Source organism: Devosia albogilva (genome assembly GCF_042685625.1).
Classification (GTDB): Bacteria; Pseudomonadota; Alphaproteobacteria; order Rhizobiales; family Devosiaceae; genus Devosia; species Devosia albogilva.
This window is the reverse complement of record NZ_JBHUNP010000001.1, coordinates 1481928-1504016: the sequence shown is the minus strand read 5'-3', so window position 1 is coordinate 1504016 and position 22089 is coordinate 1481928. Positions and strand designations below refer to the sequence as shown.

Below are 22089 nucleotides of genomic sequence, written 5' to 3'. Positions count from 1 at the left end.
GTCGTATCCGTGACTGGACAAGCCCGGAAAACCTGTCATTCTGCGTTCATGTTCAACAGCTGAAAGGAGGTGATCCAGTGTCTTATGAGATTTTGGCTCTCGAGGAAGGTCTGGGTTTTCGTGTGATGGCAGGGAGTGATCTCGCCTAGAGCGTTCTCAGGAAAAGTGGGCACCACTTTTCCGGTTCGGGAACGCGGCTAAGGACCACACGCACACCTCCCGGCCCCTCGAGGCCGATAAACTCAGGAAGGGCCGCCCGCAAGGGTGGCCCTTTTCCTTTGCCGCTTGACCTTGCGTCGGGGCGCCGGTACCTCGGACCCGGTAATCCATTGAGTTTTCAGCATGTCGGCGGCCAATTTCGTCCTCACCCTGTCCTGCGAAGACCGTCCCGGCATCGTTGCCGCGGTCACCACCGAGCTTGCGGCGCTCAATGCCAATATCGCCGAGTCCAACCAGTTCTGGGATCGCGAGACCGGCCGCTTCTTCATGCGCCTAGCCTTCACGGCACCGGAAGGTGTCGGCCGCGACGAGCTCGAGCGCGCCCTCAAATCGCCGATCGAGCGGTTCGGCATGAAGACCAGCCTGGTCGACCAGAGCCGCAAGAAGCGCATCGTCATCATGGTCTCGAAGTTCGACCATACGCTCTTGCACCTGCTCTACCAGATCCGCGTCGGCTGGCTCGATGCCGAGGTCGCGGCGATCATTTCCAACCACGACGACGCCCGCAAGATCGCCGAAGACGCCGGCATTCCCTACCATCTGTTGCCGGTGACCAAGGACACCAAGGCCGAGCAGGAAGAGCAGGTCCTCGCCATCGTCAAGCAGACCGGGGCGGAGCTGGTGGTGCTGGCCCGCTACATGCAGGTGCTGTCCGACAAGCTTGCCACCCGGCTGTTCGGGCAGGCGATCAACATCCACCACTCCTTCCTGCCCAGCTTCAAGGGCGCCAAGCCCTACCACCAGGCGCATGAGCGCGGCGTCAAGATCATCGGCGCCACGGCGCATTACGTGACCCCCGATCTTGACGAGGGCCCGATCATCGAGCAGGAAACCGCCCGCGTCACTCATGCCATGAGCCCGGACTACCTGATCGCCGCCGGCCGTGACATCGAAAGCCGCGTGCTCGCCCGCGCCGTCAAGCTCCACCTCGAAAGCCGCGTGATGCTCAACGGTCGCAAGACGGTGGTGTTCGGCTAGGCTGCCGAAGGGATTGAACCTCGGCCCGTGTCCTCCCTCCCCCTTGAGGGGAGGGTAGCGTCGCTAAGGCCCGTAGGGCCGTAGCAGAGCTGGGGTGGGGTGGTCTTGTGGTCCACGGATGGACCCCCTCCCTCTTAGGGGAAGGGCGGCGAAGGTTAGGCAAGCCCCCAGGCGTGGGAAGCCGATCCGCTAAGCGGCCGCTTCGGCCTCTTTCCTCTCCGCCAAGGCACTCGGGCTGTAGAAGCGCACCGGGCGGATCTCATAGGAGCCGCTGCCCGGGTTCGCCTCGGTCAGTTCCTTAACGAAAGCCACGGCCTCGTCGAGCGTTTCGCAGTCGACCACATAGAAGCCGAGGAACTGCTCCTTGGTCTCGGCGAATGGGCCATCGACCACGAAGGGCGTGGTGCCCTTGCGCACGGTCACGGCCTTGTCGGTATTCTTCAGCCGGGCCACCGGTCCAAGCTTGCCCTTGGCGGCCATGCGGCCATTGACCTCGGCAAGGCGCGCCATGCAGGCGTCATCCTCTTCCTGGGTCCAGGTCGCGACGGCGTTTTCGTCGTTGTAGCAAAGCACTGCATACAGCATCGGCAGACTCCCTCTCTCCGGGGCGGACTATGCCTCAAAAATGTGGCGCTGCCATCCCGGCAACTACGCAACCGGCGGGGCCGGCCGGCTGATCGTGGCGGTGGCGCCGAGTGAGGCGACGACAATGGCGGCGATCCCCGCCAGTTGCGGCAACTCCAGCCGCTCTTGGAGAATGATCAGGCCGGACAGCGCAGCGAAGGCCGGCTGCGCGCTCATCAGGATGCCGAACAGACGCGCCGGAATATGCGGCAGCGCCACCATGTCGAGTGCATAGGGGATGGCGCTGGAAAGCAGCGCCACCGCCAGCGCCAGCGGCAGGATGGAGGCGTCGATCAGCGCCGTGCCCGCTCCGGCGATGCCGAAGGGCAGGGCGATCACTGCCGCCGTCGCGACACCCAGGGCGGCCGTATGCGGCCCGCCGCCGGTGCCGGCCCGTTGCCCGAAGACGATATAGCCGGCCCAGCACACGCCCGCTCCGAGGGCCAGCAGCACGCCGCCGATGGCGATGTCGCCCGAGAAATGTCCGAGCGGCAGCAACAGCACCAGTCCGCCCACCGTCATCAGCACCCAGAAGAAGTCGAGCGGGCGGCGCGATCCGGCCAGCGCCACCGCCAGCGGACCGGTGAATTCCAGCGCCACGGCGACCCCGAGCGGAATGCTCGTCAGCGCTGCATAGAACAAGAGGTTCATCGCTCCCATGGCGCCGCCATAGAGCAGCACCGCCCGCCATTGTCGACCGTCCAGCCGGTGCCGCCAGGGCCGGAACACCAGCACCAGCACCAAGGCAGCGAGGGTCAGTCGCAACGCCGTCGCGCCCTGTGCGCCCACCAGCGGGAACAGCATCTTGGCAAAGGACGCGCCGGTCTGGGTGGCGATCATGCCGAGCACCACCAGCAACACGGGCAGGAGAATGGATTTTTGGAGCAAGGAAAGAGCTTTCGCGAACCGCTTCTGCCTAGTGCGGATTGACCGCGCTCTCAATGGGCTTTAGCCGTTGCTGACGCGGAACAAAGGAGGAATGTCGATGGAGTATCGTTATCTCGGACGCTCCGGTCTCAAGGTGTCGACCATGACCATGGGGACCATGACCTTCGGCGGTTCCGAGCGCGTCGGCGCCACCGGCCAGGACGACGCGACGCGCCAGGTCGATCTCTGCCTCGATCACGGCATCAACCTGTTCGACACCGCCAATGTCTACAATGCCGGCGTTTCCGAGGAGATGCTGGGTGTGGCGCTCAGCGAGAACGGCCGTCGACAGCGGGCGCTGGTCGCCACCAAGGTCCGCTTCAAGATGGGGGACGGGCCCAACGAGATCGGCCTATCGCGCCACCACATCATCCAGCAGTGCGAAGCCAGCCTCAAACGGCTCAAGACCGACGTGATCGACCTCTACCAGGTCCACGAATGGGATGGCATGACGCCGATCGAGGAGACCATGGCCGCGCTCGACACGCTCGTCGAGCAGGGCAAGGTCCGCTATATCGGCTGCTCCAACTATTCCGGCTGGCACATCATGAAGGCGCTGGCGGCCGCCGACAAACGCGGCGGGCACCGCTTCGTCAGCCAGCAGATCCATTACACCCTCCACTCCCGCGAAGCCGAGTACGAGCTGGTGCCGATCTCGCAGGATCAGGGGCTCGGCATTCTCGTCTGGTCGCCCATTGCCGGGGGCCTGCTCTCGGGCAAGTACCGTCGCGACGGTGGGCCGAAATCCGGCCGCCATGTCGGCGGCTTCCGCGAGCCGCCGGTCTATGACTGGGACAAGCTCTACGACATCATCGACACCATCGTCGAAGTGGCCGACGCCCGCGGCGTCTCCGGCGCCCAGGTGGCGCTCGCCTGGCTGCTCGGCCGGCCCGGGGTCACCTCCGTCATCATCGGCGGGCGCAATCAGGAGCAGTTCGAGGACAACCTCAAGGCCGCCAGCCTGCAACTGACTGCCGAGGAGCGCCAGCGGCTCGATGCCGTCAGCCAGCCGCCGCTGCTCTACCCCTATTGGCACCAGAGCTTCACCGCGCAGGACCGGCTCGGCCCGATCGACCTCGATCTGATCGGCCCCTATGCCGAGGAGTTCAAGCGTGGCTGAGCCGCTCTTCCTCCGCCCACCGGTGACCCTGCCGGTGACCGACGGCTCCCGTTTCGCGGTCCGTCGCGTCTGGTGTGTCGGGCGCAATTATGCCGAGCACATCCGCGAAATGGGCAATGATGTGCGCGAACCGCCGTTTTTCTTCGCAAAACCCGCCGATGCCGTCGTCGGCGGTAACGGAACGCTGCCATTTCCTCCCAAAACTTCCGACTTTCATCACGAAATAGAGCTGGTCGTCGCTATCGGCCGTGACGGCGTGGACATCCCCGTGGACGCCGCTCTCGCGCACGTTTTCGGCTACGCCGCCGGTCTCGACATGACCCGCCGCGACCTCCAGGCCTCCGCCAAAAAGGCCGGAAAACCTTGGGAAATGGCCAAGGGCTTCGACCATTCCGCCCCTATCGGCGCGATCGCCCCCGCCGCCGAGATCGGCCATCCGGTCAGTGGCGCCATCACGCTCAGGGTCAACGGCCACGAACGCCAGCGCGGCGACCTCGCCGACCAGATCTGGAGCGTGCCTGAAATCATCAGCAATCTCAGTAGCTTGGTCGAACTCAAGGCCGGCGACCTGATCATGACCGGCACGCCGGCCGGGGTTGGGCCCGTCCAGCGCGGCGACGTACTCGAAGGCGAAATCGCCGGAATCGGCACCGTCCGGACCACCATAAGCTGATGCCGCCCGTCTGGTCACCGCAGCAGGACGCGGCGCTGGTCGCCGTTTCCAAATGGCTCAAGGACCGCAACGGTCCGCAGGTTTTCCGCCTTTTCGGCTGGGCCGGCACCGGCAAATCAACACTCGCCGTCCACTTGGCGCAGGACGTCAAGACGGTCAAATACGCTGCCTTCACCGGCAAGGCCGCCCTGGTGATGCGCAAACGCGGCTGCAAGGGCGCCCAGACCATCCATTCGCTGATCTACACCCTGGTCAGCGAGAAGGAGGGCGAACCGCGCTTCGTGCTCGACGACGAATCCCCGGCTGCCGACGCCGATCTCATCGTCATCGACGAAGTTTCGATGGTGGATGAACAGCTTGGCCGGGATCTGCTCAGCTTCGGCACCAAGGTGCTGGTGCTGGGCGATCCGTTCCAGCTCCCGCCGGTGCAGGGTGCCGGCTTCTTCACTGCCGACGAACCGGACTTTATGCTCACCGAGATTCATCGGCAGGCGGCGGACAACCCGATCATCCAGCTCTCCATGGCCGTGCGCGAAGGCGGTTACCTCGAGCGCGGCCGCTATGGTGAGTCCGAGGTGGTCAGCCGCGAGCATGTCGACCGCAATGCGGTGCTGGAGGCCGATCAGGTACTGGTCGGCCGCAACAAGACTCGCCTGCAGTACAACGATCGGCTGCGGGAGTTGCGCGGGCTGCCGTTCCATGAGCCTGTAGTGGGTGATCGCATGGTTTGCCTGCGCAACAATCCGCGCAAGAAGCTGCTGAACGGGCAGATCTGGATCGTCACCGATGTCACCCGCCGCTCCAACGGCAAGTATTCGCTGCTGCTCGCGGACGACGAAGGCAAGGGCGAAACCCGCGTTCTGACGCACAAGGCGTTCTTCTCCGGCGAAGAGGACGCGATGAGCTGGCCGGAACGGCGCCAGTTCGACGAGTTCACCTTCGGCTACTGCCTCACCGTGCATAAGGCGCAAGGTTCGCAGTGGGACAATGTCTATCTGTTCGACGAGAGTTTCGTGTTCCGAGAGGAGCGGGCGCGCTGGCTCTATACCGGCATCACCCGCGCCGCCGAAAAGATCACCGTGGTGACCTGACGCTACTCCGCCAGGGCAGCGAGTACTCGCACCCAGGAGCGGATGCCCCGGTGGAAGCTTTCGAGATCGTACTTCTCGTTGGGGCTGTGGATCTGATCGTCGATCTGGGCGAAGCCGATCAGCAGGGTGTCGAGCCCGAGGATGCGCTTGAACTCGCCCACCACTGGTATCGAGCCGCCGGAGCCGGTGACCACAGCAGGCTTGCCCCATTCTCCGGTCAGGCCGACCAGCGCCTTTTGCAGCATCGGTCCGTCGGTCGGCACGGTGATGGCGGGGGAGCCGCCATGCTCCGAGAAGCGCACGGTGCAATCGGGTGGCAGCCGCGCCTCGACATGGCGGCGGAAGGCGGCGCGGATCTTGTCGGGCTGCATGCCGGAGACGAGGCGGAAGCTGATCTTGGCGCTTGCCTTGGCGGGGATCACGGTCTTGAAGCCATCGCCGGTATAGCCACCCCACATGCCGTTGATTTCGCAAGTGGGACGCGCCCACAGCATTTCGAGGACGCTCCGGCTCTGCTCGCCTGCCGGAGCCGAGAGGCCCACCTCGCCGAGGAATTCCTGCTCGTCGAAGCCAAGGCCAGCCCACTGCGCCTTGAGTTCGGGAGTGATTTCGGCAACGTCGTCATAGAAGCCCTCGATCGCCACCGAGCCATCGGGAGCTCGTAGGCTGGCGATGATATCTGCCAGAACCTGGTTGGGGTTGCGGGCAGCGTTGCCGAACATGCCCGAGTGCAGGTCCTTGTTTGCGGCGGTGATTTCCACCTCTTCACCCACCAACCCACGCAGCATGGCAGTGATCGAGGGCGTGGTGCGATCCCACATATCCGTGTCGCAGACGAGGGCGATGTCGGCGGTGCCGAGTTCGTCGCGATTGGCTTCCATGAAGGGCGGCAGGTTCTTGCCGCCGGATTCTTCTTCGCCTTCCAGCATCAGAGACACACGTACCGGCAGAGAACCGGTGACCGCCTTGTAGGCGCGGCAGGCCTCGATGAAGGTCAGCATCTGGCCTTTGTCATCGGAGGCGCCGCGGGCCACGATGATCTTGCGGCCATCGGCAGCCTCGCGCAGCTCCGGCTCGAACGGGTCGGAATGCCAAAGTGCCACAGGATCGACCGGCTGCACGTCATAATGGGCGTAGAACAGCACATGCGGACCGGCCTGCTCAGGCCCGTGGGCCACCACCACCGGGTGACCGGGTGTCGGCCGCGCGGAAGCGCCGAAGCCAAGTCCGTTCAATTCCGAGACCAGCCAGTCAGCCGCCCGCTGGCACTCGGCAGCATAAGCCGGATCGGTCGAAATCGACTTGATCCGCAGCAGCTCGAAGAGGCGCTCGAGGCTTTGGTCGAGCCCGGAATCAACGGCGGCGAGAACAGCGTCCAGCTGGGAAGAGGTAGCGGTCATGGCGAATCCTTTCGCGCTTACCCTTGAAGCTTGCCCCTGCGGCTGTCCAGCCGGTTGCGGCTTGTTCCGCTTCAGTGGATTATCCGGCACCAGGCAACGGAGCGATGATGACAGCCGGCCCACGCACGACCAATCGAAGCGATCTCATCGCCAGTATCGCTGGACGGCGGCCGGCACGGAACCTTCATGCCCAGGTGATGCACCGGCTTGGCACGGCGATCGTCGGCGGCACCTACCCCGAGGACAGCATCCTTCCTACGGACGCTGAACTGCTCCAGCAATTGCGCGTGTCCCGTACGGTGTTGCGTGAGGCGCTGAAGACGCTCGCCGCCAAGGGGCTCATCGAGGCGCGCGCTCGCGTCGGGACACGGATATTGCCGCGCACGCGCTGGAACCTGTTCGATGCCGACGTACTTGCCTGGCATTTCGAGACCGGACCGAGTGTCGATTTTCTCCGCAGCCTTTCGGAAGTCCGCATCGGGATCGAGCTCGAGTCAGCAGCGCTAGCGGCGCAGCGGCGCTCGTCGGCTGAAGCAGAGAGCCTCGTCGAGGCGGCACGACAGATGGCAGAAGCAACGAGCGCTGAGGCGTTCGCCCGCGCCGACCTGGCCTTTCATCGCCTCGTGGCGCAAGCGGCCGGTAACCCGTTCATGGCATCGATCAGCGCGCTGGTCGAGGTTGCGCTCACGGCGATGTTCACCATCAGCTCGCCGGTGCACGATCGGGAGCAGCACGCGGCCGCGGCCCAGTCTCACGCGCGAATTGCTGCGGCGATCCAGTCCGGTGACCCAGATGAGGCTCGTGAGGCGATGCGGAAGGTGATCAGCGACGGCTTCGCTCGCGCGGCCGAGCGAATGGGGCGCAGCTAGCGCCGGGGCCCCTCGTCCTCGACATTGCGCGGCTTGGGCGGCGACTTGCCGTCATGCTTGCGATCGTTCGGTCCAATATCGTACCCACCATGGGGCGGATGGCTGCCACCGGGTCGGTCCTGCCGGTCATGATGCTCTTCATTGGCGGGATGCGGATCGGTCGGACGGTTCGGTGTGGGGCTCATTTCGGCAGCCTTTCAGCAAGAGCATCGGCTTTGAGGCGATCTCCGGAACGACGCATGACCTCGCGCGCCTCCTCGGTGGAGATACCGTGACGAGAGGCGAATGCGGTGAGCTCGCGCAGGTCGCGCTCCATCGGGTGGCGCTGGTCGGCGTCCATGGGGAAATCGGTGTCGCGTTGCATGTCGCCTCCTTCCTGGGAAGCAATCGGGCGCGCGGCGATTGGTTCCGCACGTCAGGCGGGCTCGGTGGCACGTTCCTTGGTCTGCCACTCGCTATCGCGCCATTCCCGGACGTCGATGCTGATCAGACCGTCCTTGATGGTGATCACGTTGTAGGCGTTGGGCTCACCGCGCAGCCGGGTCGAAATCGTCGAGGAGGCCTGCGCGACAAGGATGGGTGCCGCAGCCGCCTGGCGGAGCCCCGTGGGTTCGCCCTCGGTCACTGCGCCAGGTGCCTCGTGCCGCCGCACATAGGAAAGGTGGAAATGACCGGACAGGACCAGCCGCACATTCAGTTGCGAGAACACTTCCAGCGCTTCGTCGGCTCTCTTTACCCTCTTGGTCTTCTGCAGCATCGGCTCGGTCGGAAACAGCAAGGGATGGTGGGCGACGATAACCCGTACAGCATCCGGCGATGCCTTCTCGAAACGGGCGGCGAGGTCGTCCAGCTGGCTCCGCGAGATGGTGCCGTGCCCCCAGTTCCACTCCAGGCGGAACCGGCGAGAGGTGCGCATGCCGACGAACACCACGCCGTCCATCTCAAGGAACGGCTCTGTTTCGGGCGCGATGAAGCGCCGATAGAGCCCGTATGGGTTGAGGAAACGGCGAAAGATATTGATCGCCGGCACGTCGTGATTGCCGGGGACAGCAAACAGGGGAGCAGGCAAGGTGTCGAGGAAGGCGCGAGCCTGCTTGTATTCCTCCACGGTTCCGACTTGCGTGAAGTCGCCGCTGATCACCACCAGGTCAGGCTCCTGCGCCGCGATCTCTGCCGACAGCGTCGCCGCAACAGCGGGATCGTGGTGACCGAAGTGAAGGTCTGAGAGGTGGACCAGCTTCACGGCGCCACCTCCTCGACAATCTCGCCCGCGGTGTCGGCCGGCGTGTTTTCGGGTGGCGCCGGAGCAACGACGCAAAGAGCGTTGTGCCGGATGCGGAAGTGGAGGGGGAACTCCATCGACTCCACCTCTCCGTCGAACATCACCTTCACCGTCTGCTGGTGAGCGTGGATGGTCACCTCATCCACCTTTTCGATGCTCAGCGCATCGTCGTCCTGCCACTTGCCCATCAACATGCCCCAGGAGAGGCGGATGAAGTCGCGAGCCGACAGATGGCGGAGGATGTAGAGGGTCAACTCACCCTGATCCAACCGGTCGCGAGAGAAGATACGCCCCACGCCCTCCACATAGGAGTTGCTCGCGACAGCCACCGCCTGTACCCGCTCCGGCTTCGGCCTGCCGTCGCCGCGGTCGATGGCCACTGCAAAGCGCCGTGCGCGGGCGAGCCGGCGGAAGATGAAGCGCAAGAAGCCGAACTTTGCGGCCACGTCTGCCTTGCCGCGAATGTGCTCGCGACCGGCGGCGAGGGCCGGGATCAGTCCGATCACCACCTTATGGAGGAAGAAGCACCCGTCGACTTCGCCCACGTCGATCCACTGACGCTCGTTGGCTGCGAGCACGTCCATCGCCTCTTCGAGTTCGAGCGGGATGTTGAGGTCCTTCGCAAGGGCATTCACAGTGCCCAGCGGCAGGATGCCAAGGGCACGGTCGGTCCCCACCATCGCATTGGCCAAGGCAGTAATGGTGCCGTCGCCACCGGCGGCCACCAGAAGTTCGGCATCGCTGGCGACAGCTCGGGCGATGCGCTCATCAAGGGGCACGACCTCGTCATCATCGATGACCGGATCGAGCCCGTGTTCGATCAGCATGTCGGCCAAAGCCTCGGTCGACAGAGACAGAGATAGAGCTGTGCCGGCATTGGCGTTGAAGATCACGTAGCAGCGAGGCATGGCGGGCGGCTCTTCCGGGTCAGAGCAGGCAGCGTCCGTGCTGCGGGCTCGAGCGCTTTTTGGGCAGTTCGCCAGTTAATGGTTGAGCAGTGCCGCCGGTTTCATGCCGCGTATCGAGTGGTGGTGCAGGGTACGAAAAAGGGGCGCTCCGATGGGAGCGCCCCTGCAATTTCAGTCCTCCCCAGCCTTTCAGCTGGTGAAGAAGGGCTGCGTGCCGTGCGCCTCGATGGCCTCGGCCAAGCGGCTCAGCGCATGGACATAGGCCGCGGTGCGGCAGCTCGTCGACTTGTCGCGCGAAACCTGCCAGACGGCTGCGCCCTCACGCTCCATGATCACGCGCAGCCGCTCATGGATCTCCTCGACGGGCCAGTAAAAGCCCTGGCGGTTCTGGACCCACTCGAAATAGGACACGGTCACGCCGCCGGCATTGGCGAGTATGTCCGGAAGGACGACGATGCCCTTGCGCTCGAGGATTTCGTCGGCACCCGAGGTGACCGGGCCATTGGCGAGTTCCAGCACCACCTTGGCCTTGATGGAATCGGCATTGCCGTCGTGGATCATATCCTCGAGAGCCGCGGGGACCAGCAGGTCACAATCCTGGGCGATGACGTCGTCGATGCGCTGGACCGAACCGCCAGCCAGAGTGGTCACGGACTGCCCCTTCTTCTTGGCTGCAAGAAGCTGTTCGACATCAAGACCATCGGCAGAGGCGATCGCGCCGCTGGTGTCCGACACGGCAACGATCACGTGGCCGTCGGCCGCGAGCAGACGGGCAATGTGCTGGCCAGCATTGCCGAAACCCTGGATGGCCACGCGCATGCGCGCCGGCAGCCCAAGTTCCCCCGTCAGGTGGCGGACCAGATAGTAGCCGCCACGCGCGGTCGCATCCTCGCGACCCAGCGAGCCGCCGAGTGCAATAGGCTTGCCGGTGATCACCGCCGGGGTGACTTCGTCGACGGTCTGGTTGTATTCGTCGGCCATCCAGCCCATGATCATGGCGTTGGTATAGACGTCGGGGGCCGGGATATCCCGGTCCGGCCCGATGATGCGGGAGAAAGCCTGCATATAGGCGCGCGAAAGACGCTCGAGCTCGGCCTTCGACAGTTCGCGCGGGTTGACCTGCACCGCACCCTTGCCGCCGCCATAGGGCAGGTTCATCACCGCGCACTTGAACGTCATCCAGAACGCCAGCGCCTCGGTCTCGTCCTCGCTCGCCTGCGGATGAAAGCGAATGCCGCCCTTGGTCGGCCCGCGGGTGTCGTCATAACGGCAGCGCCACGACAGGAATGACTTCCGCGACCCATCGTCCATGCGGATCATCAGCCGCATCTTGCTGGTCTCGCGCGGGTATTTCAGCTTCTCGAGCACATCCGGATCGACGTTCAACAGGGATGCGGCTTCGTCGAGCCGCACCAAGGCGCGTGAGAGCAGGGTCTGGGTCACTGTGGGTCTTTCTCCAAATGGAACCGATTGCCGGGGCGGTACGCCCAATTGTCTCTTCCTTCAGCGCTGGCCGGACCACGTGGGTAGGGCGATGAAGGAGGGGTTCAGGTCAGAAGGTCGAAGTCTTTTCCGCTTCGCGGTTGGGAAAGGCGCCGACTGGAGCTCAACACGCTGCCTGTGGCGGTGGGATCGCTGCCCGCGCGCCTTGTCACATGTCAGCGCGCGGGCAAATGTCCTTCGACGGGATGCTCCCGCCAAAAGATCGATTTCGCCGCTGTCGCATGAGCCAACATGGGCCGGAACATGGCCAAAGGGAGCCATGCTGTCAACGCGAGAGTACGCTCGGGTACGGTAAAATCCTGCCCTAGTCGCGGGCGTCTCGCGTGATGATGGAGACCTTGCCTTTCCCTTCGACCACCGCCAGCTTGACCTGGCTTATATCGGTGATGCCGTTCTGCCTGAGATAGCTCGCCAGCTCTTCCTCGGTGATGAACTCACGCTTGAGGTTGGAGCGATTGCCGACTCCGTCTCTGACGACCTCGACGGGCGGTGCCGACACCAGGCGCTCGATCGCGGGGAACCTGAAGCTGAGCATGTTCAAGAGGTAATCGAGGCTCACCAGGGTGAGGATGACGACCATTCCTTCTGTCACTGAGGTGTAGTCGCCGAAGGCACCCGCCGCCCCCTGAGCGATCAGCAGCATGAAGATCAGGTCCATGCGGGCGACTTCTCCGCCGCTTCGCCGGGGCAGGATCCGCATAAGGACGAGGATGCCGAGATAGAGCACCACCGACCGCACTATCAGTTCCGCGACCGGAGTCTGGATCGCGAAAATCTCTCCCCAGTCCGATGGCAGCAAAGGCATCGACCGGCCCTCCTTCGGGATCGTGCCGCGCGGCTAGCCGTGGCACTGACCTGTTTCCAAGAATGCCGAGGGACAAGGATGGCTCCCCCAGGAGCTGCTTCATTGGACGGTTGTGCCTTCGCTGCGTGCTCGAGGAGAACTTCGTTCTACGCCACTCGATTGTCCGGCCGGTTGACTCGTGATCGACTTGCCCACACAGCCAATCTCAAAAAATCTGGAGGACTATCCACGTGAAGCTGGAATCGCTTGCCCTGCACCATGGCTATTCGGCAGAGGCCACCACCAAGGCGGCAGCCGTGCCGCTCTATCAGACGACATCGTACACGTTCGACAACACCCAGCACGGCGCGGACCTGTTCGATCTCAAGGTGGCCGGCAATATCTATACCCGCATCATGAACCCCACCACGGCAGTGCTCGAGGCGCGCATCGCCGAGATGGAGGGGGGTGTCGGGGCTCTCGCCGTGGCGTCGGGCATGGCGGCGATCACCTATTCGATCCAGACGATTGCCGAAGCCGGTGACAACATCGTCTCCATCTCGCAGCTCTATGGCGGCACTTACAACCTGTTCATGCACACCTTCCCCCGCCAGGGAATCGAGGTTCGGCTGGTCGGGTTCGACGACTTCGAGGGCTTCGAGCGGCTGATCGACGGCAAGACCAAGGCGGTGTTCCTTGAGTCGATCGGCAATCCGGCCGGCAATGTCGTCGACATCCAGCGCATCGCCGAGATCGCGCACCGGCATGGCGTGCCGGTGATCGTCGACAATACGGTGGCCACGCCCTATCTCTGCCGGCCATTCGACTTCGGCGCTGACATCGTGGTGCATGCGCTGACAAAGTATATCGGTGGCCACGGCAACTCGATCGGCGGCATCATCGTGGATTCCGGCAAGTTCGACTGGGTGGCCAACAAGGAACGCTTCCCGATCCTGAACCAGGCCGACCCGTCTTATCATGGCGTGGTCTACACCGAGGCGCTGGGGCCGGCGGCCTATATCGGGCGCGCCCGCGTGGTGCCGCTGCGCAATACCGGTTCGGCGCTGTCGCCCTTCAATGCCTTCCTTATCCTGCAGGGTCTCGAGACGCTCGGCATTCGCATGGAGCGGCACTGCGAGAATGCCGAGAAGGTTGCCGAGTATCTGAGCAAGCATCCGAAGGTCAGCTGGGTGAACTATGCCGCGCTGCCCGACAGCCGCTTCAACGAAGTCGCGAAGAAGATCACCAAGGGCAAGGCCTCAGGCATCCTCAGCTTCGGCATCAAGGGTGGCCGCGAGGCGGGTGGGGTGTTCATCGACAACCTCAAGATGATCCTGCGCCTGGTGAATATCGGCGATGCCAAGTCGCTGGCGACGCACCCGGCCAGCACCACCCACCGCCAGCTCAGCCCGGAAGAGCTGGAGCGGGCCGGCGTGTCGGAGGACCTGGTGCGCCTCTCGATCGGCATAGAGCATATCGACGATATCATCGCCGACATCGAGCAGGCGCTGGCCGCGGTCTAGCCATCGTCGCTGGTGTCTACCCGCCGCTGCAGGAAACCGGCGAGTTGCAGCAATTGCTGCTGCAACTCGCTTGGTCCCATCTGCGGCAGAAGGCGTTCGAGCCTTTCCTGAAGCGCAGTTTCGGCCTGGGAGAAGGTCTCCCGGGCTGTTCCTGAACCCATGTTTGCAGCCCCGAGCAGCAGAGCATGGCGGCCATATTCGTGCGCGATGGCGTCGAAGGGTGGCGCCGCCGGTGTGTCTGGCAAGTCGCGCAGATGCAGGCGCAGGGCTGTCCGGAGGGTGGCGCCCACCTCGTCCACCTCCTTCCGGATCGTCTCGGTAAGCACCGAGCCGCTGGCCGGTCCGTCGGCGAGGTAGCAGACGGAAGAGGCGAACTCCGCGGCTCCCTCCTGGTTTTCCAGTGAGGCGACAGCCTCGTCCATGATCTGCCGCACCACGGTGCCTGCCGATTCCACGGCGCGAACCGAGCCCACGCCGGTGCCGGCGTAGAGGGCCATCTGCTCGAGCGCGCCCGTGGTGGTCCGCAGCGGCGAGTCGGTGCTGAAGCGAGGGATGGGACGGCCGTCGTCATGGGCGACCACCGGATCGTGGGCAGCAGCGCTCGTATCGATCGCGCTCTTCAGCACCCGCACTGCGGCGCCGGGCGGCCAGTTGACGTGAAAGGCGTGGGTGAGAACCGTGTCTCCGGCTTCCGCCTTCACCAGCCGGGCTTTGTGGTAGTCGTGGGCGAAGGATTCGCGGCTGGCCAGCAGGGCGGTGCCCAGCATCACGCCCGCCGCGCCCAGCGACAGCGCCGTGACGAGATCGACGCCGGAAGAGAGCCCACCTGCGGCAACCACCGGCACCTCAACGGCATCCACGACCTCCGGCAAGAGCACGCCCAACCGCTGCGTGCCGCGGACGTGGCCGCCGGCTTCGCGGCCCTGCGCGATCAAGATGTCGACGCCGGCCTGCTCGGCCGCCACCGCTTCGTCCACGGAGCCAACCTGCCAGGCGACGCGGATGCCCGCTTGCTTCAGCGTCGCGATGGCGGCGGGGTCGAGATCCCAGAACATGCACACCACCGGCACCGACAGCTCGATGCAGAGTGCGATCTGCTCCTGGAGCAGGGCAGGCGGCGTGGAGAAGGGGATGAGGTTGACGCCGAAACGCTGATGGCGGTCGCGCCGGACCGCTTCCACTTCTCGGCGGATCAGGTCGACGGGTTCGCGCACCATGCCGAGAAAGCCGAAGCCGCCGGCAGCGGCGACGGCTGACACCAGTTCGGACCGCGCGGGGCCGCCCATGCCGGCGGAGAGGATGGGGACGCGGCAGTCGAGCAGGGCGCAGAGCTTGGCGCTGGCCGGCGTCCTCATGATCTTGTGTCCGCCGACGTCGTTCCAAGCCGGGCCGAAATCGCTATGGTCCCTCGCATGTCCTCTCCCTTGCAGTCTCGTTTTGCGCCTCGGGTAGCCGATGCATCCTGCGCCAAGCCAGGCGAGGATGATAGGTCTACGCCCGATGGGCAGGATGTCGACGCCGTGGTGGCGGCGGCGCGCGCCTGCAGGCTTTGTGCGGACCAGTTGCCGCTGGGTCCTCGCCCGGTGCTGCAGGCCAGCGCCACCTCGCGACTGCTGATCATCGGCCAAGCCCCCGGCACCAAGGCACATGCGAGTGGCCTTCCCTGGGACGACCAGAGCGGCCAGCGGCTGCGCGACTGGATCGGCCTTTCCGAGGCACGGTTCTATGATCCGGCTGCCGTGGCCATTGTTCCGGCCGGGCTGTGTTATCCCGGTTCTGTCCGTGGCGGCGGCGACAACCCGCCGGTGCCAGCCTGCGCTCCGCTGTGGCATCCGCGCATCCTGCCGCTGCTCCGCAACGTGCGGCTGACGCTGCTGGTGGGACTTCACGCCCAAAAGCTGTTCCTGTCCGGTTCCATGCCACTGACGGAAAGAGTGCGGCTCCACCCGGCCGACTCGCCGCTGCTGCCGCTGCCGCATCCGAGTTGGCGGGTGGTGGGCTGGATGCGCAAGAACCCATGGTTCGAAGCCGAAACGCTGCCGCAGTTGCGGGCGCGGGTGGAACAGGCGCTGGGCGGATGACGGTGCTCACTCCTTGCCACCGGGGTAGGTGACGCCATTCCCGCCCACCATGGCGCCCGGAGTCAGGGTGGCCGCCGGAACATCATCGGGGCCCATGATGTGGAACACGCTGAACCCGCGGGCGAGCAGGTGATCGGCGATGATGCGGCGGTGGCAGCGCCACCAGACCGCTTCGGCGCACATGATCGCAGCACGACCGGTGGTGCCGAGTTCGATCAGTTGCCCGAGGCCTTCACGAAAGGCATCGGACTGGGTGTAGTCGGCATAGTTGCGGAAGCTCTGGTTGCGCCAGAGGGCATTGGCGGACTCGTCGGCCGGTTTCTGCCGGCCGCGGAGACCGCCCAGGCCGGCGATATGGCCATAGCCGATCTGGTAGGGGGCGAGGCTGGCCCCCAGCGTGTCGAGGTTGAACTGCGGATTGGTGCGCGAACGCGGGACGGTGCGGACATCGACCAGGTGCCGGATGTCGGACTGCCGGAGCAGCGCCGCGAACTCCTCGAGGGAGCGGGTGGAGTGGCCTATGGTGAAGAACGGCTGCATCGGCTGCTCGCAGGAAGGGAGCGCCGCCGGTATTGGCCGGGAGGGGAACAGGTCGGAATGGTGGAGCTGAGCGGGATCGAACCGCTGACCTCGTCATTGCGAACGACGCGCTCTCCCAACTGAGCTACAGCCCCGTTCCGACGGCGCCTGATATGAACAATAATCCGCTTGAGGGCAAGAGGGTTCACACCTCGGCCCAGCCGCCCTCCCGCTCACTTCTGAAGATGGCGTCGAGCACGCGCATCGAAGCGATCGAGTCCTCGATGCCCCAGGGCAGCTTATGCTCGCCGAGCACCGCGAGGGCGAAGGCTTCTGCCTGTTCGGTGTACTGGTCGCAGGCGGGCAGGATCTCGCGCCGGGCGAGGGAGCCATCGAAGGGAGCGCCGGTGTCGACGGTGATGGCGGTGCGCTCGTCGGGCGGGGCGTTGAAGGGGATGACGATCTCGAGCTTGGCCTTGCTGCCGAAGACCTGCACGCGCTGGTGGCCGGCAAGCTGGGTGGAGCAGGTAAAGCTGAGCTGCCGACCGCCGCCGAAATCAGCGATCACGGTAGCCAGCCGATCGGTGCCGAAATCGGGATCGCGCTCCACCAGCGAGACGACCCGGTCCGGCTCGCCCTCGAACAGGAACCGGCCGGCAGTCACCGGATAGCAGCCGATGTCGAGAATGCCGCCGCCGCCGATGTCGGCCTGGTTGCGGACATTGGCAGGATCGACATTGTGGTAGGCAAAGACGGCGTTGATGGCACGCACCTCGCCGAGTTCGCCGGAGCGGACGATCTCGCGGGCCCGGAGCCATTGCGGGTGGAAGCGGATCATGAAGGCTTCAAGCACGATCCGGTCGGGCGGGCAGGCGCGCAGCCCTTCCGCTTCGGCCGCGGTGCGGGCGATCGGCTTCTCGCACAGGACATGCTTGCCGGCCTTAGCCGCAGCGACCGTCATCGGCACATGCAGGTGGTTGGGCAGCGGGTTGTAGATGGCGTCGATGTCGGGATCGGCGAACAGTTCCTCGTAGGAGCCATACGCCTTGGGAATGCCGAGTCGGGCCGCTGCCGCCTGAGCCTTGCCGAGGTCGCGCGAGGCGATGGCGACCACTTCGGAATGAGCCGATTTCTGGATGGCGGGCGTGACCTTCTGCATGCCGATATTGGCGGTGGACAGAATGCCCCAGCGGACCTTGCGCATCGTGGTTCTCCCTTTTGGGTGAGGGGTAGCGTGAGTGGGTGTGCTTTGCCAGCGGCTTTGTCCGCCGGGTTGTCGCCCGTCGGTTGGTATGGAGGCGGAGCCCCGAGGCGGTGGCGCCTCTGAGAATTTACTTAGTGAGACGACATCGCCTCGGGGCGCCGGTTTTTGGATGCGCACGCCGGCCTGATCCGGCGGGACCCACGCAGGACAGCGACGTCCCCGTGCCCGGCTCCTCCCGCCACTGTTCGCTGCAGGCCGCCCCGTCGCGGAAGAGATGGGTGCATTGTAGGCACAGGTGGAGGAGGTGGGGATTATTTCTGTGGGCGCATCCTTGCGCTGGGTCTTATTGGCGCGAGGATAGCCCGGCGCGGAGCCGCACAGCTCCGGCGCCGGGCGGCGGGCGGGCCTGGTGGGGATTGGCCATAAAGGCCGTAGCTTATCTTGCCCCCCGCTGCAGACCTTTCCGGCCATCCGAACGGTAGAGAGGCCTTTGACGGCCGCAAATAATCCAGGACGAACGGACAGCAAGCATGAGCATGAACTCCAACGATCCACGTTTCAACCACATCGTCGCTTTCGAGGTAAGCAAGGCCCATCTGGTGGTGCATACCCTGCCGGCCGACAGCCAGAAGATCATCCCGAACACCCCTATTCAGGTGCGCCGCCTACTCAGGGCAGAACAGCGCGTCAGCGCCAGGCTTGGCACCGGCCCCTTGCTGGTGGTGTGCGAGGCGACCGGCGGATATGAGCGCCATGTGCTGTCCGAGGCGGTCGCACTGGGTCTAGCCGTTCACCGGGCCCATGGCAGCCGTACTCGGCTCTTCGCTCGCTTCAACGGCAAGCTAGCCAAGACGGATGCGATCGATGCCCGCCTGATCGCCCGCTATGGTCTGACCCCCGGACTGGAACTTTACCAACCGCCCAGCCCCGAGCAAGCCGCCCTGCGTCAACTCCGCCGGCGCCGTGACGAGCTCGCCCAGATGCTGCGAATGGAGGCCAACCGTAGCGAACACGCCAGTCTCAAGCGCTTGCAAACCTCGATCCAGCGCCACCAGACCTGGCTCAAAGGGGAACTGCAGGCCATTGAGACCGAGATCGAAGCCCTCATCAAGAAAACCCCTGAACTGCAGCGCAAAGCTGGCTTGATGCGATCACTCAAGGGCGTGGGGCCACACACCACGGCCGCTATCCTGGCTTACCTCCCCGAGATCGGCTCCATTTCGAAAGCTACCGCCGCGGCCATTGCCGGCCTAGCCCCTATCGCCAACGACTCCGGCCAACTCACCGGCAGGCGGCGCATCGGCGGAGGACGCGCCGACCTCAGATCCAGCCTCTACATGGCCGCCCTCGTCGCGCGCCAACGCAACCCTGCAATTCGGGCTTTCGCCGACAGCCTCAAGGCAAGAGGAAAGCCAAGCAAGCTCGTCCTCGTCGCCGTCATGCGCAAGCTCATCGTCATCCTCAACGCCATCGTCGCCTCAGGACAGCCCGCACGAACTTGACAAGACAAGACGGTAGATAAGCGGGATAGATTTGTGGGCTTCTCGCCGCCGCGGGTGCTCCCCTCCCCCTTGAGGGGAGGGGTTGGGGGTGGGGGTCGTAGTTCGGGGCAGGAGCCGATCGACCCCCTCCCCGGCCCTCCCCTCAAGGGGGAGGGAGGGCAGAACACGGACACCGTGGTTGTCTGAGCAACGACACCAGGGCCATTCGGACGTAGCCCTCATGGCTTCTCACCTGAAATCGCCCCACTGGAGCGATTTAGCCTTCGGCCGGCTCGAAGCCCCCGCGAGCGGAGGGACGGGCCGGTGGGTGCCGGGATGCCGAGGCAAACTCGATGCAACCGCTTCCCCGCTTGCGGGGGGAGGATGGGTGGGGGTGTGTGAGCTCAGAACAAGCTCAGTGTCATTCCCGCGGAAGCGGGAATTCAGGTTGAGAGGATTGCACCACTACCTGGCGGCCGTTGAGGCATCTCAGGATGGGCCCCCGCTTTCGCGGGGGTGACATCGGGGCGAGGGTGGTGAAGGGCCCGAGACATTGCAACCATGGCACCCCCGCCTTTGCCGTTCGGGCAGAGATTCAGACCAGGACGTTAGTGGTCCTCGTGGGCGTCGGCGACGCCGAGGCGCCAGTAGCCGGCGGCTTTGATGTAGTCGGGGCGGAAGCCGCGGTGGTCGGCGAGATGGGCGCGGATCGCCTGGGCCATGGTGACTTCGCCGGCGATATAGGCGTAGGCGTCGCCGGACGGGAAATCGAGGCTGCGGAGGCGGTCGAGCACCAGAGTGGTGGTGCCGGCGGGACGGCCGTTACGGTGGACATAGTGGAGGTCGAGCGCCGCCGCGGTGCGGAATTGCTGCTCTTCGGCCGCGTTCTCCACTTCGATGACCGCAACAGCATGAGCGTCTGCCGGCAGTTCCTCGATGCGGCGGCCGATGGCGGGCAGAGCGGTTTCGTCGCCGGCCAGCAGGTACCAGTCATAGGCCATGGGCACCACGACGGATCCGCGCGGCCCGCCGATGACGAGCTTGCTGCCGACAGCGGCATTGGCTGCCCAGGTGGAAGCAGGGCCGTCGCCGTGCAGCACGAAATCGAGCTCGATGGTGCCCTTTTCGACGTCCCAATAGCGCGGGGTGTAATCGCGCATCTCCGGCCGCTCACCGGGAGCATATTCGGCGCCGTTTGGCCCGATGCGGACCAGCTTGGGCTCGACGCCTGCGGGGAAGAAGAAGGCCTTGATGTGATCGGCGTGACCCGGGGAGGCGAAGCCTTGCATGTCGCCCGTGAAGGTGAACCGGCGCATGCGCGGGGTTACGTCGGTCACGGCGGTCACGGTCAAGAGGCGCTGGCGGGTCTCGTGGCGGATGCGCTGCGGCGCGCGCAGGTCGATGCTCTCGGTGGTCATGCTTAATCCTGATCCAATACGTCAGGGTTTATGATGGTCGGCGCAGCAACGCAAGCGGTCGGAACCGCTCCGCCTCAGGCCAAATGGCCCAGCATCCGGTCCTGCTCCTGCCGGAGGGCGAAGAGGCGGGTGGTGGTGTCGGGCTGGGCGTTGGCGGTGGTCAGCAGCTCGCCTTTCCTGACCGGCGCGGTGACGCGGCCGCCTTCGAGCAGACCGACCGGAACGGCGCCCTGGCTGCGGGCGTCAGTGGCGGCCATGGCGTAGGAGCGATAGCAGGTCTCGCCGATGGCATCGAGCATTTCGCCCGCGACGAGGTCGCGCTTGGCGACGGCGCAGACCTCGGCCACCGGCTTTGGCAGTGGCACCATGTCGGTCTTGCCGGTCAGCATGATGCGGGCACAGGTCAGCGGCACTTCGAGGCTGGTGAGGTGGTAGGGCCGGAAGAAGGCGTAGTAGGGCCCGTGGCCGATATGCAGGTCGTCCATGCGCTCGATGATGCGCGGATGCTCGGCCTTGACGATCACGAAGACGCCGGGCGCGACGCCCTTGCCGACGGTGAAGTCGACCACGCCGGACGAGTTGAGGATGCCGCCATCTTCCTTCGGGATCAGCACCTTGACCATGTCGTCACGATCGGCGCGAGGCCCGTGCATGCCGGGCACGTCCGGCAAGAGGCCAGTGGCGTTGGCGATGGCGGTCATTTCCACGGCGGTCTTGGAGCCGTCGACGAATTCGACCAGCATGCGGGGGTTCATGTTCCGGCGGGCGGCTTCCTCGCGGTAGTCGTCGGGGACAGCGTCGTGGCGGAGAGGATTGTTCTTGCCCTTGCCGGCGGCGACCACGGGAAGGCCGAGCGCGGTGACGAACTCGATCAGCTCCATGCAGGAGCTGGGCTCGTCGCCGGCACCGACAGAGTAGACGACGCCGAGCCGGTCGGCCTGCGCCTTGAGATAGGGCCCGATAGTGACGTCGGCCTCGACATTCATCATGACGAGGTGCTTGCCGTGCTCCATGGCCGTAAGGTCGTAGTCGGCGGCGACGCCCGGCTTGCCGGTGGCGTCGATGACGACGTCGATATTGGGAGTGGTGACCAGGGTTTCGGCGCTGGTGATGGCGATCTTGCCCGACTCGATGGCGGCGGTAGCCTGTGCCGGCGTATCGACCACCTTGCCCATGGTATCCTCGCCATAAGCGATGCGCATGGCATCGAGCGCGGTGTGCGGCCGGCGGGTGGCGACGGCAGCCATCTCGATGCCGCGCATCAGCGACATCTGGGTGACGAGATCGGTACCCATCTCTCCCGAGCCGATCACACCGACGCGGATTGGCTTGCCGCTGTCGGCGCGGGCAGCCAGGTCGCGGGCAAGCCCGGTAAGGGCGATGGGTCGGGTCATGTTCTCAAACCAGTCTCGGGAAAAGCACAACGGGGTTAGCCCTGCCGCGGCTCCCACCGCAAGGGAAAAGCCTGCACCGGGGGCTGCTTAG

At 65.1% G+C, this 22089-nt stretch carries 22 protein-coding genes and 1 tRNA gene; 8 read left to right on the top strand and 15 right to left on the bottom strand.

Going from position 1 to position 22089, the window contains the following annotated elements:
* Positions 1-342: 342 nt before the first annotated feature.
* Positions 343-1197 (top strand): formyltetrahydrofolate deformylase, encoded by an 855-nt coding sequence (gene purU / locus ACFSX5_RS07595; protein ID WP_386832672.1) that lies wholly within the window; start codon positions 343-345, stop codon positions 1195-1197.
* A 189-nt stretch (positions 1198-1386) separates the two neighbouring features.
* Here purU and ACFSX5_RS07590 read toward each other — a convergent pair whose 3' ends face one another.
* Both ACFSX5_RS07590 and ACFSX5_RS07585 read right to left on the bottom strand, forming a co-directional pair.
* Positions 1387-1782 carry a YciI family protein gene (locus ACFSX5_RS07590; RefSeq protein WP_386832671.1) on the bottom strand — a complete coding sequence of 132 codons (396 nt, stop codon included), beginning with the start codon at positions 1780-1782 and terminating at the stop codon, positions 1387-1389.
* A 63-nt stretch (positions 1783-1845) separates the two neighbouring features.
* Positions 1846-2709, bottom strand: a complete 864-nt coding sequence (locus ACFSX5_RS07585) for an EamA family transporter (protein WP_386832670.1) — start codon at positions 2707-2709, stop codon at positions 1846-1848.
* A 97-nt stretch (positions 2710-2806) separates the two neighbouring features.
* Between ACFSX5_RS07585 and ACFSX5_RS07580 the strand changes: the two genes are divergently transcribed.
* From ACFSX5_RS07580 to ACFSX5_RS07570, 3 genes are read left to right on the top strand one after another with little or no spacing between them, the layout of a single operon-like run.
* Positions 2807-3868, top strand: a complete 1062-nt coding sequence (locus ACFSX5_RS07580; protein ID WP_386832669.1) for an aldo/keto reductase — start codon at positions 2807-2809, stop codon at positions 3866-3868.
* Positions 3843-4541, top strand: a complete 699-nt coding sequence (locus ACFSX5_RS07575) for a fumarylacetoacetate hydrolase family protein (RefSeq protein ID WP_386832668.1) — start codon at positions 3843-3845, stop codon at positions 4539-4541. The genes ACFSX5_RS07580 and ACFSX5_RS07575 overlap by 26 nt, the downstream gene beginning before the upstream one ends.
* Positions 4541-5632 carry an ATP-dependent DNA helicase gene (locus tag ACFSX5_RS07570; RefSeq protein WP_386832667.1) on the top strand — a complete coding sequence of 364 codons (1092 nt, stop codon included), beginning with the start codon at positions 4541-4543 and terminating at the stop codon, positions 5630-5632. The genes ACFSX5_RS07575 and ACFSX5_RS07570 overlap by 1 nt, the downstream gene beginning before the upstream one ends.
* Positions 5633-5634: 2 nt before the next feature.
* On the opposite strand, the gene ACFSX5_RS07565 is transcribed toward ACFSX5_RS07570, so the two are convergent.
* A complete protein-coding gene (locus ACFSX5_RS07565; RefSeq protein WP_386832666.1) occupies positions 5635-7032 on the bottom strand; it encodes a M20/M25/M40 family metallo-hydrolase in 1398 nt (465 codons plus the stop codon).
* A gap of 104 nt (positions 7033-7136) precedes the next feature.
* On the opposite strand from ACFSX5_RS07565, the gene ACFSX5_RS07560 reads away from it, so the two are divergent.
* The gene (locus tag ACFSX5_RS07560) at positions 7137-7901 is read left to right on the top strand and encodes a FadR/GntR family transcriptional regulator (protein WP_386832665.1); all 765 of its coding nucleotides are present in this window, start codon (positions 7137-7139) and stop codon (positions 7899-7901) included.
* Here ACFSX5_RS07560 and ACFSX5_RS07555 read toward each other — a convergent pair.
* The 6 genes from ACFSX5_RS07555 to ACFSX5_RS07530 all read right to left on the bottom strand — a co-directional run bounded on the left by ACFSX5_RS07555 (position 7898) and on the right by ACFSX5_RS07530 (position 12399).
* Complete coding sequence (locus ACFSX5_RS07555; protein ID WP_386832664.1) at positions 7898-8086, bottom strand: hypothetical protein; 189 nt, start codon at positions 8084-8086, stop codon at positions 7898-7900. The two genes, ACFSX5_RS07560 and ACFSX5_RS07555, sit on opposite strands and share 4 nt — an antisense overlap.
* Positions 8083-8265: a hypothetical protein gene (locus ACFSX5_RS07550; protein ID WP_386832663.1), complete on the bottom strand. Its 183-nt coding sequence runs from the start codon at positions 8263-8265 to the stop codon at positions 8083-8085. The genes ACFSX5_RS07555 and ACFSX5_RS07550 overlap by 4 nt, the downstream gene beginning before the upstream one ends.
* Positions 8266-8316: 51 nt before the next feature.
* Positions 8317-9144 carry a metallophosphoesterase family protein gene (locus ACFSX5_RS07545; RefSeq protein WP_386832662.1) on the bottom strand — a complete coding sequence of 276 codons (828 nt, stop codon included), beginning with the start codon at positions 9142-9144 and terminating at the stop codon, positions 8317-8319.
* Entirely contained in the window at positions 9141-10091 is a 951-nt protein-coding gene (locus tag ACFSX5_RS07540) for a diacylglycerol/lipid kinase family protein (RefSeq protein WP_386832661.1), read from the bottom strand. The genes ACFSX5_RS07545 and ACFSX5_RS07540 overlap by 4 nt, the downstream gene beginning before the upstream one ends.
* Before the next feature lie 189 nt (positions 10092-10280).
* Positions 10281-11534: a Glu/Leu/Phe/Val family dehydrogenase gene (locus ACFSX5_RS07535; protein WP_386832660.1), complete on the bottom strand. Its 1254-nt coding sequence runs from the start codon at positions 11532-11534 to the stop codon at positions 10281-10283.
* A gap of 364 nt (positions 11535-11898) precedes the next feature.
* Positions 11899-12399: a DUF421 domain-containing protein gene (locus ACFSX5_RS07530; protein ID WP_386832659.1), complete on the bottom strand. Its 501-nt coding sequence runs from the start codon at positions 12397-12399 to the stop codon at positions 11899-11901.
* A 230-nt stretch (positions 12400-12629) separates the two neighbouring features.
* Here ACFSX5_RS07530 and ACFSX5_RS07525 point away from each other — a divergent pair, with 230 nt between their 5' ends.
* Positions 12630-13901, top strand: a complete 1272-nt coding sequence (locus ACFSX5_RS07525; RefSeq protein WP_386832658.1) for an O-acetylhomoserine aminocarboxypropyltransferase/cysteine synthase family protein — start codon at positions 12630-12632, stop codon at positions 13899-13901.
* Here the strand turns inward: ACFSX5_RS07525 and ACFSX5_RS07520 are convergent.
* Positions 13898-15256, bottom strand: coding sequence for an NAD(P)H-dependent flavin oxidoreductase (locus tag ACFSX5_RS07520; protein WP_386832657.1), 1359 nt, complete (start codon positions 15254-15256; stop codon positions 13898-13900). The two genes, ACFSX5_RS07525 and ACFSX5_RS07520, sit on opposite strands and share 4 nt — an antisense overlap.
* 57 nt (positions 15257-15313) lie before the next feature.
* Here ACFSX5_RS07520 and ACFSX5_RS07515 point away from each other — a divergent pair, with 57 nt between their 5' ends.
* Positions 15314-15982: a uracil-DNA glycosylase family protein gene (locus ACFSX5_RS07515; protein WP_386832656.1), complete on the top strand. Its 669-nt coding sequence runs from the start codon at positions 15314-15316 to the stop codon at positions 15980-15982.
* A 6-nt stretch (positions 15983-15988) separates the two neighbouring features.
* Here the strand turns inward: ACFSX5_RS07515 and ACFSX5_RS07510 are convergent, their stop codons facing one another.
* The 3 genes from ACFSX5_RS07510 to ACFSX5_RS07500 form a co-directional block, all read right to left on the bottom strand.
* Positions 15989-16522 (bottom strand): DUF488 domain-containing protein, encoded by a 534-nt coding sequence (locus ACFSX5_RS07510; protein ID WP_386832655.1) that lies wholly within the window; start codon positions 16520-16522, stop codon positions 15989-15991.
* Between the two features lie 58 nt (positions 16523-16580).
* Positions 16581-16656, bottom strand: a tRNA-Ala gene (locus ACFSX5_RS07505).
* A 50-nt stretch (positions 16657-16706) separates the two neighbouring features.
* A complete protein-coding gene (locus ACFSX5_RS07500) occupies positions 16707-17705 on the bottom strand; it encodes a Gfo/Idh/MocA family protein (RefSeq protein WP_386832654.1) in 999 nt (332 codons plus the stop codon).
* 530 nt (positions 17706-18235) lie between these two features.
* Between ACFSX5_RS07500 and ACFSX5_RS07495 the strand changes: the two genes are divergently transcribed.
* Positions 18236-19207, top strand: a complete 972-nt coding sequence (locus ACFSX5_RS07495) for an IS110 family transposase (RefSeq protein WP_386832653.1) — start codon at positions 18236-18238, stop codon at positions 19205-19207.
* A 587-nt stretch (positions 19208-19794) separates the two neighbouring features.
* On the opposite strand, the gene ACFSX5_RS07490 is transcribed toward ACFSX5_RS07495, so the two are convergent.
* The gene (locus tag ACFSX5_RS07490; protein ID WP_386832652.1) at positions 19795-20604 is read right to left on the bottom strand and encodes a siderophore-interacting protein; all 810 of its coding nucleotides are present in this window, start codon (positions 20602-20604) and stop codon (positions 19795-19797) included.
* A gap of 74 nt (positions 20605-20678) precedes the next feature.
* A complete protein-coding gene (locus tag ACFSX5_RS07485; protein WP_386832651.1) occupies positions 20679-21998 on the bottom strand; it encodes an NAD(P)H-dependent oxidoreductase in 1320 nt (439 codons plus the stop codon).
* Positions 21999-22089: the final 91 nt, after the last annotated feature.

Coding starts and splice junctions, on each gene's coding strand:
- purU (WP_386832672.1), top strand. CDS start 343: ATGTCGGCGGCCAATTTCGTCCTCACCCTGTCCTGCGAAGACCGTCCC.
- ACFSX5_RS07590 (WP_386832671.1), bottom strand. CDS start 1,782: ATGCTGTATGCAGTGCTTTGCTACAACGACGAAAACGCCGTCGCGACC.
- ACFSX5_RS07580 (WP_386832669.1), top strand. CDS start 2,807: ATGGAGTATCGTTATCTCGGACGCTCCGGTCTCAAGGTGTCGACCATG.
- ACFSX5_RS07575 (WP_386832668.1), top strand. CDS start 3,843: ATGCCGAGGAGTTCAAGCGTGGCTGAGCCGCTCTTCCTCCGCCCACCG.
- ACFSX5_RS07570 (WP_386832667.1), top strand. CDS start 4,541: ATGCCGCCCGTCTGGTCACCGCAGCAGGACGCGGCGCTGGTCGCCGTT.
- ACFSX5_RS07565 (WP_386832666.1), bottom strand. CDS start 7,032: ATGACCGCTACCTCTTCCCAGCTGGACGCTGTTCTCGCCGCCGTTGAT.
- ACFSX5_RS07560 (WP_386832665.1), top strand. CDS start 7,137: ATGATGACAGCCGGCCCACGCACGACCAATCGAAGCGATCTCATCGCC.
- ACFSX5_RS07555 (WP_386832664.1), bottom strand. CDS start 8,086: ATGAGCCCCACACCGAACCGTCCGACCGATCCGCATCCCGCCAATGAA.
- ACFSX5_RS07550 (WP_386832663.1), bottom strand. CDS start 8,265: ATGCAACGCGACACCGATTTCCCCATGGACGCCGACCAGCGCCACCCG.
- ACFSX5_RS07540 (WP_386832661.1), bottom strand. CDS start 10,091: ATGCCTCGCTGCTACGTGATCTTCAACGCCAATGCCGGCACAGCTCTA.
- ACFSX5_RS07530 (WP_386832659.1), bottom strand. CDS start 12,399: ATGCCTTTGCTGCCATCGGACTGGGGAGAGATTTTCGCGATCCAGACT.
- ACFSX5_RS07520 (WP_386832657.1), bottom strand. CDS start 15,256: ATGAGGACGCCGGCCAGCGCCAAGCTCTGCGCCCTGCTCGACTGCCGC.
- ACFSX5_RS07515 (WP_386832656.1), top strand. CDS start 15,314: ATGTCCTCTCCCTTGCAGTCTCGTTTTGCGCCTCGGGTAGCCGATGCA.
- ACFSX5_RS07510 (WP_386832655.1), bottom strand. CDS start 16,522: ATGCAGCCGTTCTTCACCATAGGCCACTCCACCCGCTCCCTCGAGGAG.
- ACFSX5_RS07500 (WP_386832654.1), bottom strand. CDS start 17,705: ATGCGCAAGGTCCGCTGGGGCATTCTGTCCACCGCCAATATCGGCATG.
- ACFSX5_RS07495 (WP_386832653.1), top strand. CDS start 18,236: ATGAGCATGAACTCCAACGATCCACGTTTCAACCACATCGTCGCTTTC.
- ACFSX5_RS07490 (WP_386832652.1), bottom strand. CDS start 20,604: ATGACCACCGAGAGCATCGACCTGCGCGCGCCGCAGCGCATCCGCCAC.
- ACFSX5_RS07485 (WP_386832651.1), bottom strand. CDS start 21,998: ATGACCCGACCCATCGCCCTTACCGGGCTTGCCCGCGACCTGGCTGCC.